11 protein-coding genes and 2 pseudogenes are annotated in these 11285 nt (G+C 71.0%); 7 read left to right on the plus strand and 6 right to left on the minus strand.

The window, feature by feature from the left end; genetic code table 11:
* Positions 1-24 precede the first annotated feature (24 nt).
* The 6 genes and pseudogenes from QOZ89_RS42625 to QOZ89_RS42650 form a co-directional block, all read left to right on the plus strand.
* Positions 25-1230 (plus strand): glycosyltransferase, encoded by a 1206-nt coding sequence (locus QOZ89_RS42625; protein ID WP_071055126.1) that lies wholly within the window; start codon positions 25-27, stop codon positions 1228-1230.
* A complete protein-coding gene (locus tag QOZ89_RS42630; protein WP_071054989.1) occupies positions 1227-2267 on the plus strand; it encodes a glycosyltransferase family 4 protein in 1041 nt (346 codons plus the stop codon). The genes QOZ89_RS42625 and QOZ89_RS42630 overlap by 4 nt, the downstream gene beginning before the upstream one ends.
* The gene (locus QOZ89_RS42635) at positions 2257-3108 is read left to right on the plus strand and encodes a hypothetical protein (protein ID WP_071054986.1); all 852 of its coding nucleotides are present in this window, start codon (positions 2257-2259) and stop codon (positions 3106-3108) included. The genes QOZ89_RS42630 and QOZ89_RS42635 overlap by 11 nt, the downstream gene beginning before the upstream one ends.
* Positions 3098-4759, plus strand: coding sequence for an alpha-amylase family glycosyl hydrolase (locus QOZ89_RS42640; RefSeq protein ID WP_312629882.1), 1662 nt, complete (start codon positions 3098-3100; stop codon positions 4757-4759). Before QOZ89_RS42635 ends, QOZ89_RS42640 begins: the two co-directional genes overlap by 11 nt.
* Positions 4760-5061: 302 nt before the next feature.
* Complete coding sequence (locus QOZ89_RS42645; RefSeq protein WP_071054980.1) at positions 5062-5442, plus strand: nucleotidyltransferase domain-containing protein; 381 nt, start codon at positions 5062-5064, stop codon at positions 5440-5442.
* Positions 5439-5669: pseudogene (locus tag QOZ89_RS42650) on the plus strand (hypothetical protein); the annotation flags it as partial. The gene QOZ89_RS42645 and the pseudogene QOZ89_RS42650, both read left to right, overlap by 4 nt.
* 224 nt (positions 5670-5893) lie before the next feature.
* Here QOZ89_RS42650 and QOZ89_RS42655 read toward each other — a convergent pair.
* The 4 genes from QOZ89_RS42655 to QOZ89_RS42670 all read right to left on the minus strand — a co-directional run bounded on the left by QOZ89_RS42655 (position 5894) and on the right by QOZ89_RS42670 (position 9421).
* The gene (locus tag QOZ89_RS42655; RefSeq protein ID WP_241842478.1) at positions 5894-6220 is read right to left on the minus strand and encodes a HepT-like ribonuclease domain-containing protein; all 327 of its coding nucleotides are present in this window, start codon (positions 6218-6220) and stop codon (positions 5894-5896) included.
* A complete protein-coding gene (locus QOZ89_RS42660) occupies positions 6210-6521 on the minus strand; it encodes a nucleotidyltransferase family protein (RefSeq protein WP_071054978.1) in 312 nt (103 codons plus the stop codon). Before QOZ89_RS42660 ends, QOZ89_RS42655 begins: the two co-directional genes overlap by 11 nt.
* A 537-nt stretch (positions 6522-7058) precedes the next feature.
* Positions 7059-7562, minus strand: coding sequence for a hypothetical protein (locus QOZ89_RS42665; RefSeq protein ID WP_241842477.1), 504 nt, complete (start codon positions 7560-7562; stop codon positions 7059-7061).
* A gap of 23 nt (positions 7563-7585) precedes the next feature.
* Entirely contained in the window at positions 7586-9421 is a 1836-nt protein-coding gene (locus tag QOZ89_RS42670) for a 2OG-Fe(II) oxygenase (protein ID WP_241842476.1), read from the minus strand.
* Between the two features lie 312 nt (positions 9422-9733).
* On the opposite strand from QOZ89_RS42670, the gene QOZ89_RS42675 reads away from it, so the two are divergent.
* Positions 9734-10240 carry a (2Fe-2S)-binding protein gene (locus QOZ89_RS42675; protein WP_312628669.1) on the plus strand — a complete coding sequence of 169 codons (507 nt, stop codon included), beginning with the start codon at positions 9734-9736 and terminating at the stop codon, positions 10238-10240.
* Between the two features lie 162 nt (positions 10241-10402).
* On the opposite strand, the gene QOZ89_RS48500 is transcribed toward QOZ89_RS42675, so the two are convergent.
* Together QOZ89_RS48500 and QOZ89_RS42685 are read right to left on the minus strand one after the other, a co-directional pair.
* A complete protein-coding gene (locus tag QOZ89_RS48500; protein WP_312628659.1) occupies positions 10403-10639 on the minus strand; it encodes a hypothetical protein in 237 nt (78 codons plus the stop codon).
* A pseudogene (locus QOZ89_RS42685) lies at positions 10639-11285 on the minus strand (hypothetical protein); the annotation flags it as partial. The gene QOZ89_RS48500 and the pseudogene QOZ89_RS42685, both read right to left, overlap by 1 nt.

Consider the following 11285-nt stretch of genomic DNA (forward strand, 5'->3'; position numbering starts at 1 on the left):
CGGCGACGCGGCGGGTCCGTGGTGATGCGTGTGGCGCTCGTATCCGAGCACGGGAGCCCCCTGGTGTCGCCCGGCGCGCCCGAAGCCGGCGGTCAGAACATCCACGTCGCGGCCCTCGCCCGTGGGCTTGCCCGGCTCGGCGCCGAAGTCACCGTCTACACCCGTCGGACGGCGCCCGCACGGCCCGCGCGCGTTTCCCTCGGCGGCGGCGTTGTCGAGTTCGTCGACGCAGGGCCAGCGCGGCACGTCCCCCGCGACGAGCTCCTGCCGCACATGCGGGCCTTCGCCGCGGGGCTCGCCAGCCGGTGGCGCGCCAGGCCACCTGACGTGGTCCACGCGCATTTCTGGATGTCAGGGCTGGCCGCGTCGGCCGCCGCTCGGCCGCTCGCCATCCCGGTGGTACAGACGTTTCACGCGCTCGCGAACGTCAAGCAGCGGTTCCAGCCGAACAGCCCGGGCCTCGGCGAACGCGCCGACGCGGAGGCGCGGCTCGCCGGCGACGTGGCGGCCGTCGTCGCGACCAGCCGCGCCGAACTGCGCGAGCTGAGTGGCCTCGGCGCGCGGCCGAGGCTGACCCGGGTGATCCCGTGCGGCGTCGACACGGAGCTGTTCCGGCCGGGCAGGCCGGCGGAGCCGCGCCGCCGGCCACGTCTGCTGACGGTTTCGCGGCTCGTGGAGCGCAAGGGCGTCGGCGACGCGGTGCGCGCGCTCGCGCTGGTTCCGGACGCCGAACTGGTCGTGGCGGGCGGCGAGTCGGACAGGGATCCCGGCATTGCCGTGCTGCGCGCGCTCGCCGACCGACTCGGCGTCGCGGACCGTGTCGACTTCCGGGGACCCGTGCGCCACCGCGACGTGGCGCCGCTCATGCGGTCGGCCGACGTGTTCGTCGCCGTTCCCTGGTATGAGCCGTTTGGCATCGCGCCGCTGGAGGCGATGGCCTGCGGGGTGCCCGTCGTCGTGTCGGCGGTCGGCGGCCTGGTGGAGACGGTCGCGCACGGCAGGTGCGGCCTCCTGGTCACGCCGCGCGACCCGGCGGGCCTTGCGGGCACCGTCGTCCGGCTCCTCGGCGACGAGAGGCTGCGGCGCGACCTCGCCGAGGCCGGCCGGGCCAGGGCCGTCAGGCACTACCGTTGGGACCAGATCGCGGACCGCACGGCGGCTGTCTACCAGCGGGTCGTGACCCAGGCCGGCGCCGTCGCCGGCGTTCCCGACTCCGCGGCGGACCGGTGAAGATCGCCCTGGTCGCTCCGGTCGAGGAGGCGGTGCCGCCGGCCGCCTATGGCGGCGTCGAACAGGTCGTCCATCTCCTGGACGAGGACCTGACCCGGCGTGGCCACGACGTGGTGCTGCTCGCCAGCGGCGGGTCGCGCGCGGCGGGGCGCCTCGTGGAACTGGTCTCCGCTCCGCTCGGGGCTCCCCACCAGGACCGGGACAGCGCCTCCTACGGAGCGGCGAAGACGACCGCCGCGCGGGCGGCGGCAGCGGCCATCGCGGACGAGCGACCCGACGCGGTGTTGTGCCACACCTGGCGCTACCTTGACCACGCGGCCCCGGGAATCCCGACGTTGACCACCATCCACTACCCCGTCGACACGCCGCTGTATCGGGATATCTTCGCGAGCTACCCGGCGGCGCGTTACATCTCGGTCAGTCGGTCGCAGCAGCGCTTGGCGCCCCGGCTGCGTTTCGTCGGCAACGTGTACAACGGCGTGGACGTCGACGCTCTGCCGTTCAGCGGCTCGGCTGGCCAGTACCTGGTGTTCCTGGGCCGATTCTCGCCCGACAAGGGCGTCGACATCGCCATCCGCGCGGCCCAGCGGGTGGGTATCCCGCTGCGCATCGGAGCGAAACTCGACAAGGGCAACCGCGACTGGTTCGCGGCCGTTGTCGAGCCGCTGGTCCGGCGCGGCGGGGTCGAGCTCGTGGGGGAGGTGAGCGCGGCGGACAAGGGAGAGTTCCTGAGCGGGGCACTCGCGCTCGTCCACCCGTCGCGCTGGAACGAGCCCTTCGGGCTCGCGGCCGTCGAGGCGATGGCCTGCGGGACACCCGTGGTGGCGCTGCGTAGGGGAGCCGCGGAGGAGGTCGTCGCCGACGGGGTGACCGGCTTCGTCGTCGACGACGAGAAGGACATCGACGCGGCGCTGCTGGACGTGGCAGGCCTCGACCGAGCCACGTGCAGGGAGTATGCGCGCGAGCGTTTCAGCCAGGAGCGCATGGGCGCCGGCTACGAGTCGTTGCTACGGGCGGAGGCGCCGGATGCAGGTTGACTTCCTGTGGCAGCAGGGCGTCGTCTTTCTGATCGGTCTGGCCTTCAGCCGCGGAATCTGGCTGGTCCGGACCAGGATCCTGCACCGGAGGGCCCGCCGGTTCTTCGGCGTCGACGTCTCCGCTCGCGGCGCCAGCGTCGTCCTCCAGGTGCTGCACCCCCTGGGCAGGTCGAACTTCGACGCCACGACCGAGCAGACGACCGCGCTCAAGGTTCTTCCGGACGGGCGCCAGGCCAGGCTCCCGATCTATGGGAACGTCCTGCATCTCGACGACTACCAGGCCTCCCAGGAGGTTGTAGAGCTGCTGCGGGAGCATCGCCTACCGTCGAGCCGGCTGGTTGCGGACAGCGACGTGCTCGGCCAGTGGGCCGCCAACCCGAGCGCCGTGTGCATCGGCTCGCCGTTCGTCAACGCGGCGTTGGCTGAGGCGATCAACGCGACCGCCGGACCGGACGGGCCGTACATCACCGGGGACCGGCCGGCCCTCACCCTGGACACCTACCGAGTCGCGGTCAGGCTCCCGGACGAGCTGATTCTCGGCGTGACCGTCGAGCGCGCCATCGGCGTGATCGCGCGGCTGCCCAACCCGGCGTGCCCGCAGGGCTGGGTCATCGGTATTTTCGGCTGCCGGGCCGAGGCGACCTATGCCGCCGCGCGCTATCTCCACCGGGAGTTCGACGACGTGCTCAGGTGGATCGACCGCGACTCGCCCGCTGTTGTGCTCCTTGCCGTCGAGGGCGCGACCTTCGGTATTGTCCGGCCGATGTACGCCGCCACTGTCAGCGAGGTCCTGTTCCAGCGGTCTGAGCTCGTCGCGTATTACCGTCGCCATGAATTCTGACCCGAGCCGCGACACCTCTGGGCGAGAATGGTGGCGGGACGCGGTCGTCTACAACATTTATCCCCGTTCGTGGCGCGACACGAACGGGGACGGCCATGGTGACCTGTCCGGCGTCGTCGAGCGGCTCGACCATCTCGCCTGGCTCGGCGTCGACGCCATCTGGCTCAATCCGATCATGCCGTCGCCGAACCGCGACTGGGGCTATGACATCGCGGACTACACGGCCGTGCACCCGGACCTCGGGACCCTGGCCGACCTGGATCTGCTCGTCGAGGCCGCTGGCCAGCGGAGAATCCGCCTGGTCCTCGACCTGGTTCCGAGCCACACCAGCGACGAGCACCCGTGGTTCCGGGCCGCGCGGTCCGACCGCGGCTCCCCGTTCCGGGAATACTACGTGTGGCGGACGCCGGGCACCGATGGAGCGCCGCCCAACAACTGGCTCGGCTACTTCGGCCAGCCCGCCTGGACCCTCGACGAGCGGACCGGCGAATACTATCTTCACACCTTCCTGCCGCAGCAGCCGAAACTGAACTGGTGGTCGTCGCGGGTCGCCGAGGAGTTCGAGCGCATCCTGCGGTTCTGGTTCGACCGCGGCATCAGCGGAATGCGGATCGACGCCCTCCAGACCCTGGTACACGACCGGACGCTGAGGCCGAATCCAGCGGCCGGCGACCGCGACACGCCCCTGGAACGGCGGCTCGGCCAGCGGTTCCTGCGCAGCGGAGCCCAGCCGGAGACACACGGCTTCATCCGCGGCTGGCGGCGGATCGCCGACTCCTACACGCCGCCGAGACTCCTGTTCGGCGAGACCTGGGTACCGTCGGTCGACGACCTCGCCCCGTACTACGGTGACGGTTCCGACGAACTGGGGCTGGCCTGGAACCTGCCCTTCCTGGGCTGCGACTTCACCGCGCGGTCACTACGCGCCGTGGTCGAGCGGACCGTGGCGGCGCTGCCCCCGTCGGCGTGGCCCGCGTGGGCGATGTCGACCCACGACGGCGAAGGCCGCGCGGCGACGCGCTGGTGTCACGGGGATCCGGCCGCCGCGCGCTGCGCGCTGTTGCTGCTGCTGACCCTGCGGGGGACACCGATCCTTTACTACGGCGACGAGATCGGAATGACCGACGCCGTGGACACCCCGGGCTCCGGCCGCAGGGACACGGCCGAGACCGCGGCACCACGCGACCGGAGCCGCACACCGATGCAGTGGGCGCCGGGGCCGGGCGCCGGGTTCACGTCGTCGCCCCGGCCGTGGCTGCCCGTGCCGGGGGCCGACGCGCCGACCGTCGTCGAGCAGCGCGCCGCCCCCGGCTCGGTGCTGTCGTTCTGCAGAGACCTGATTACGATCAGGCGCCGTCACCACGAGTTGGTGTCCGGCGCGATGCGCTTCGTCCCCGCGCCCGAGGGTGTCCTTGCGTGGGAACGTGGCGACGGCGACTTCCTCGCTGTCGTCAACCTGGGGCCGGCACCTGCTGTTGTCACCCGGGACACGGCCGACGGCGAGGTGCTCATCGGCACGGACCGCCACCGCGACCACCAGACCCTTACCGACCAGGTCAGCCTCGCCCCCTACGAGGGCCTCCTGATCCGCCTCACCCGCCGCCCGGCGGCTGATAGCGATCGTTCCCGCGAGTCTGGCCGAGCTTCGTGAGCCTGGAGGTGGTGGGCCTGGCGGCCGGCGGGTGCGCGGTGCCCGTGCCGCGGGACGCAGCGGCCGGCACGACATCTCGGAGCGGAGGGAGGAGATCCTCGCCAGCGAGGTGGCGCCGTAGCCTCATCGTCAGGCATTTGCTGCCAACGCAACAGCAGTGCCGGCCGTGCGGACCGTCCCAGCAGAGCTGATCTCGGCCGAATCCATACCCGGTGGCTCGATCCGCTCTGCCGCGAGGTCGGGCCGCGCGCGTTGGCTCCGTCTGCGAAGATCGGGGCGTAGACGAGACACGGGCAGGCCAGGTGACGCGCGAGGCTGTCGCCGTGCTGCGTCAGGCAGGCGCCCAGTTCGCCTATCTGCACGGCAGTCGCGCCGTTGGGTGTCAGCGGGCGGAATCGGACATCGACCTTGCCGCCTACTTCGGCGTGCGGCGGCCTCCAAACTCCTTCGACCTACTTCTGCCACCCGGCGTGGACATCCTCGTCCTTGACAACGCACCGCTCGAGCTCACGGGCAGGGTCGCGGCCGGTGGGCGGCTGCTCTTCGAGGACGACCGGGCCGCGCGGGTGCGCTGGGAGGCGATGACTAGAAAGATCTACTTCGACGAACTTCCGCGGATCACTCGGGCGCACCGGGAGTTCGCCGCGGCTCTTCTGGGCCGGAGCGTAGCCGGTGGTCGATGAAGCACGGGTGCCACGCCTGCTCCGCGCGATCACCGACGACCTGTCCGTGCTCCGCTCCGAGTCGACGCCGCCGACGAGCGCCGCGCGGACCCGATCTGGCTGCGCGGGTGAAGTACACCTTCGTGACAGCGATCGAGGCCTGTGTCGACGTCGCGCAGCACATCTGTGCGACGCAGTGTTGGGGACCGCCGGCGGACAATGGCGACGCGGTCCGTCTCCTTGGCGAACGTGGAGGGCTGACCTCGACACTCGCGCTGTCGCTCCGCAAGGCGGTCGGCTTCAGGAACGCGCCCGGCCCGGGTGTTCGCCGCGACCGAGGTCCACCGCGCCTTCGATGGTCTTGGTGTCGCCTACCGCGAGGCCCTGCGCGACCTCGGCTTCGCCGGCTGACCATCGTCGCTGTCACACGGCGACGGGCTCGCGACGCGCTCCCGCCGGTAGCCGGGCAGCGTCATCCGGCAGCCGGGTCGTTCTCCGAGCAGGGAATCGCACCTGACGGCGCACGGCCGCGTCGGCGGCCCGCGTCGGCCCGGGCAGATACTCCCGAACGCGATCTCAGCGCGACGGGTCCGGTCACTGAGGTCGCCGGCACGGTGTAAGGGGCGACCTTGGAGAGCTGGTTGAACGCCTCGCCGATAATCTCGAACTCGCGCTCGACGGCGGCGCGGAGCATCGCGTTCGCCCGATAGTCGACGAAGGTCTGGCCGTGGGCGAAGCCTCTGGCGAGTTCGGCCGCGTTCGCGGCGTCCCAGAGATACTTGCGCGGGTCAGGCGGCATACAGCGGCTGCCTGGTGCGCATGACCTGGTCGCGGAAGTAGGGGTTGCGGATGCTGGTCACGCTGACGACGTCAACGGCGCGGCCCAGCAGGCGCTCGAGTCCCTCCTTGAGGGCGAAGTAGGTGGCGTAGTAGTCGAATCCGGCGCGGTCCGCGTCGAACTCGACGAGGACGTCGACGTCGCTGCTGTCCAGGTCGAAGGCTTCGCCGGTCGCGGAGCCGAAGAGGTCGAGGCGGCGGATGCCGAGCCGACGGCAGAGTCCTTGGATCTCCGCCCGCCTGGCCTCGATCAACGGATGCATGCTCACCTCCTCTGGGAAGATTGTGCCCGACCCCGCGGCCCGTGCGCCTGAGCGGGATCGGACCACTCGGTGGCCGATCGGCTGGGCTGAAGGGGGAGACGCCTGTGCGATCCGCTGTCGATGGTCGGCGAGGCCGACGCCGCTGCCTGCCAAGCTTGTTGGGACCTCGGCGCCACCGCTGCCGCATCGCTGATGGCCGATTGGTGACCAGCGACATCCGGCCGGCGGAGCGGGATCAGGCGTTTTCGGGTTGCTGCGGCTTGGCGGGCTCGATGAGGAGGGCCAAACCGTCGAGAACGCGGGCCAGGCCGAAGCGATACTGCGCGCGCTGCCGCGAGCCTCGCCAGCGGCGGTGCCGACCCGGCTCGCCGGCGGATAGCGCTCGCTGTCGAGCACCTGGGCGAGCGGCGGGCGGGGCGTAGCTGGTGCCCGGGCGGTGCATCGCTACGTCGAGCGGTTCGCCAGCGTGCCGCGAGAAGCTGACTGACGCGGGTGCCTGCGCTGCTACCGGCCCGCGCTGGTCAGACCGTCAGAGGATCAAGTGCCGAGATTCCATGCTGCCGCGAGCCACTCCAGGTTCTCCTGGTCCCTGGCCCGTGCCTCGGCCTCGTCGGTGAACAGCGCGTCGGTCTTGCGGAGAACGAGGGTGTAGGGGCGGCCCTGCCTCCTCGTGACGTGGCTGACGGGTAGTTCGGCGGCGTCGATGCGGGAGTGGAGGTGCTGCCTGCGTTTCTCTGCGAGCGGCCACTCGAACGTGCGCCGGTCCGGGTCTGCCAGGAATGCCCGAAGGGTGCCGCACAGGTCGCAGGAGCAGCCGCCCCCGGGTGGTTCCATCGACCAGTCACCGGACGCGCGTGGCGGTTGAGCCAGCCGGGCACGCAGCCGTGCCGCGCAGTCGGCGGCCAGGTCGGTGAAGCCGGCCTCGCCGTGTGCGCCGTCGTGGGGCAGCTCCGCCGCGGCGCGCAGCGCCGGCATCTCCAGCCCGGTGACGGCATCGCCTTTCTGCCGGAGATGGCCGGCCACCGCGTCCCGAGTGCCCATATCCGTCATCGCGGCGGCGGCTGTCAGTACGGAGGCGAGCGGTCTGGCCAGGGCGGCGAGTGCCTTGTCGCGGCAGCCGGGGGACGACGACGCGAGCGTTGTGTCGATGTCCTTGGCGGCCCACTTCCATACCAAGTCGAGGAGCTGCCGTGCCGCCGCGGCGCCGGCCTGTGCGCGGCGTGCAGCCCCGCGCACAGACCAGGGAGCTCGTCCGCCACCCACCGCTGCCGTTCCGGTCCGCCGGCGTATGCCCACCCCGGCTGCGCCGCGAACCAAGTCCGCAGCAGCCCGGCGGTCCACAGCTGGCCGTAACCGCTGACGAGCCTTCCGAATGCGTCGATGTCGCCAGTGGTCAGGCTTTCCGCGCGGAACGGGGCCAGCAGCATCGTGGCTGTCGCCGGGTCCGCCACGACGCTTGCCGCCCGCAGCGCCTTACCGAAGAGTCCGGAGATCCTCTCCTTGTCGTCCGGCGTCCGGGCGCCCAGCGAGCTGTCCCAGAACGGCTGGAGCGTCGCTGCGGCGGCCCGGGCGCCTGAGAGATCACCGGAGACCGCCATCACGGCGAGTTCGTCGAGAGCCCAAGACGGCGAGGTTTCGGCGCGGTTCGCGAAGGCCTGCTCCCGGGGCCAGACGACGACCGCGGCCCGGTGGTACCAGCGGTCCAGCGTGTTTCCCCAGTTGCCCATGTAGCCCTCGTACTCCGACGAGTAGGGCTCGAAGTCGTTGGTCTCGATGGACGCGCATACCTCGTCGCTCCCCACAAAGAGCGAGGTCTTCTCCAGTCGGGTACCGTCCGGGCCGGTCCAGTGCGTGAGGGCTACCTCGGAGTCGATCAGCTCCTGGATCTCGTAGTCGCCCGGGCCGCCCGAGTCCTCGACCTCGTCATCATCGGAATCGCCATCCCAGTACCAGCCTCGGTACTCGTAGTCGTCGTCGGCCTCGTAGGCGCTGTGCGTCGTCTTGATGTCGGCGAGCGCGAGGAAGGCTTCGCACCCTGCCCGGTCGGCCGCGGCCCGCAGCAGGGACCCGCGTGCGGCATCGGCCCCCTTCAGCCCGCTCCAGCCCAGCGCACGGGGGGTGTACTCGTGGTCGAGGAGGTAGACGAGCCGGCTTGGCGAGGTGGCCGCGCGCGGGCCGTAGCGGCTGGACATGGGCGTGCCGAAATGCTCGCCAAGGAAAGCGGCCAGCTCGGCGACTGCTCCCTCGTCGCCCTCCGGCAAGGCGGTATCACCGCCAAGCAGGAGGTTGAAGGTGAGCGCGATCCGGTACCCCGACCGCACCTCGAGGACCTCGTGCCGGCAGTCGGCGTAGAAGGCGACCAGTGACAGCGCCGTCTTCGAGCCCCGGTAGATCTTCTTCTCCTCGAGATGGCGCACCACCAGCTCGCCGCCGGTGTAACTGGACGGCAGCGTCACCACCAGGGTGCCGATCATCGAGTCGTCCTTCTCGCTGTCCTGATGGGCGCGGAAGAACTGGCCCGGCTCATACACGAGAAGGGAATGAAGGTCGGCCGTCAGCTCGGCGGCGATCGGCAGGCCCAGCTCGTCTTTCGCCGTTGTCAGGATGGCGTTCAGCGCGTCGTCGTCCCACCTCGCGCGAACAAGGTCCTTCGGGATCTCCCAGGTGTCCCGGACGCCGCGGTCGGTCAGCGTCTCCTCGCCGCGGCCGAAACGGGCAGGGTGACCGAGGCGGAGCAGCTCGCGGGCCTGCGCGGGCCGCACCGGGAACGCGACGGGGCCGACGCCCTCGACCTCAAGACTCAGGTCATCCGTCCTCGCCGTCAGCGCCGCGCCGAACGCGGGCTCTGCGTCACCGCGCAACGTCCTGGCCAACCGGTCACGCGCTGGTGTCGCCGTCACCGTCAGCATCCTCCTGCACACCTGGGAATGCGGATCCTGCGTCCGAACTCTAGAGATCCGAACTCGTTCGACGAGAATCGGGTGCATGGCCTCGCGTGGGGCGCGGTTGACGCGCCCCTACGCTGACGGGGCGGCGCGGTCCGGGGCGTCGAGACCACCGCAAGGGGCTTGAAGCGGAAGCAGGTCCTGCCTCCCGTTCTCGTCACGGGGCCGGTGGACCAGGCCTCCCGTGCAGCCTGCTGGGAGCTGGGAGCCACGGTGGCGGCAAGCCTCTGATGGGTCATGCACCCTTGTTGATGTTTCTTCTGCGCCATCGGGCATTTTTCGGTCCTGCACACCGACACGTTCGGCAATGGCGAGGCGCTCGCCGTCGAGCCGTACCCGGTGCGCCGCACGGCCTGGACGGTGGAGGCGGACTATCGCTACCCGAGCGTGAACCCCGTCGCCGAGCCGGGCCCGGACGGGCGCCGCCCCGTCGGCGAGACGCTCTTCCAGTACCGGATCGAGCTGCCGTTCGCGGTCTGGCTCGGCGACGCGAGCGGCCCGCGCACCGTGCTGTTCTCCGTGCGCGCACCGACGTCGGCCACGACGCTGCGGCTGTACTGGATGGCCGCCTTCGACCCGGCCGTCTACGGCGACGGCCCGGTCGACGGACTGGGCCTACAGGCCGTCGAAGACAGAATCTGGGCACCCGACAAGAAGATCGTCGAATCCCAGCAACCCGCCAGGGTCTTCGCCGCCACCGAGGTCCACCGCCCCTTCGACGCCCTCGGCGTCGCCTACCGCAAGGCCCTGCACGTCCTCGGCTTCGCCGGCTGACCATCGCCCCTGCCCTGCGGCGACACACTCGCGGCGCGGCGGCACCCGTCCCGCCGTTGGTTATGTGAGCGGCCCCGCCATGCATATCGAGACCGGCAAGGGCTCTCCGACCCCGACGCTGCAAAGATGGACGACTCTGGAACCAGGGTCCGCCCGTCGGCCTCAGCGAGGTGACGTGGCGCGTCCGAGGACTCGTTCCGGAAGGGAGCCGCCGGCGGTCCAGACATCCCGGTCCTCGTAGGGCCAGGCGTAGACCGGGCTGCCGTCGCGGACGAGGTCGCGCAGGCCGGGGAGGTCGAGTTCCAGCGCCGACCACTCGTACAGGCGCTGCAGGCGTGGTTGGATCACACCGTAGTCGAGCATCCGGCCGAGCCGGTGCTCGTCGAGGACATAGGTCATCAGGTCGTCGTCCAGCGGGTACCGGCTGGGCAGCACACGCCCCAGCGACAGGAACGCCCCCACGCCCCGAGCCGTGGGTCACCGACGAGGCGACCCAGGATGGCGAACCGGCCGAGGGACAACCGGGGCGCCGCGACCAGCGCATGCGTGTACAGAACCCGCAGCAGGGTGACGTTCAAGAAGAATCGCTCGGGTCTGGACTCCACCACCGCGAGATCACGGTGGTCCAGGTAGGCGGCGGCGATGCTCGCGTTGTGGGCTCGGTACCAGTTCTGGGCCGTCGGTGCCGCGACGAACTCCAGCCACACCTTGACCGCCGGTGACGACAGTTCGCCCGTCATCCCGCCGGAGCGCGCCACGGCCTCGCAGCCGTCTCGGAGCAACCGGTCGTTCACGGCTCGCCACCAGCGGCTTCCCGGAGCATCCGCCTCCGGCGGGTTCAGCACGCCGCGCTCGACCTGCCACCGCATGAACGACACGGCGGCCCGCCGGAAGGGGAGATGACGGGGAGCTCGACCGAACGGCCCGAGGTAAGTACGCGCCAAGAGCGCCAACCGGTCCCCGGGGCAGTCGCGTACCGCCGCGACCTGTGCCGCCGCCCAGTGCGGGGCATCCCCGTCCGTCAAGGCGCCTCCCGAACCTGGCC

The organism is Pseudofrankia coriaricola (assembly GCF_032027725.1).
Taxonomy (GTDB): Bacteria; Actinomycetota; Actinomycetes; order Frankiales; family Frankiaceae; genus Pseudofrankia.

Bases quoted from the DNA above. Each gene is read 5' to 3' on its own strand.
- QOZ89_RS42640 (WP_312629882.1), top strand. From the start codon at position 3,098: ATGAATTCTGACCCGAGCCGCGACACCTCTGGGCGAGAATGGTGGCGG.
- QOZ89_RS48500 (WP_312628659.1), bottom strand. From the start codon at position 10,639: ATGACCTATGTCCTCGACGAGCACCGGCTCGGCCGGATGCTCGACTAC.
- QOZ89_RS42660 (WP_071054978.1), bottom strand. From the start codon at position 6,521: ATGCATCCGTTGATCGAGGCCAGGCGGGCGGAGATCCAAGGACTCTGC.
- QOZ89_RS42665 (WP_241842477.1), bottom strand. From the start codon at position 7,562: ATGGGCACTCGGGACGCGGTGGCCGGCCATCTCCGGCAGAAAGGCGAT.
- QOZ89_RS42635 (WP_071054986.1), top strand. From the start codon at position 2,257: ATGCAGGTTGACTTCCTGTGGCAGCAGGGCGTCGTCTTTCTGATCGGT.
- QOZ89_RS42625 (WP_071055126.1), top strand. From the start codon at position 25: ATGCGTGTGGCGCTCGTATCCGAGCACGGGAGCCCCCTGGTGTCGCCC.
- QOZ89_RS42655 (WP_241842478.1), bottom strand. From the start codon at position 6,220: ATGCCGCCTGACCCGCGCAAGTATCTCTGGGACGCCGCGAACGCGGCC.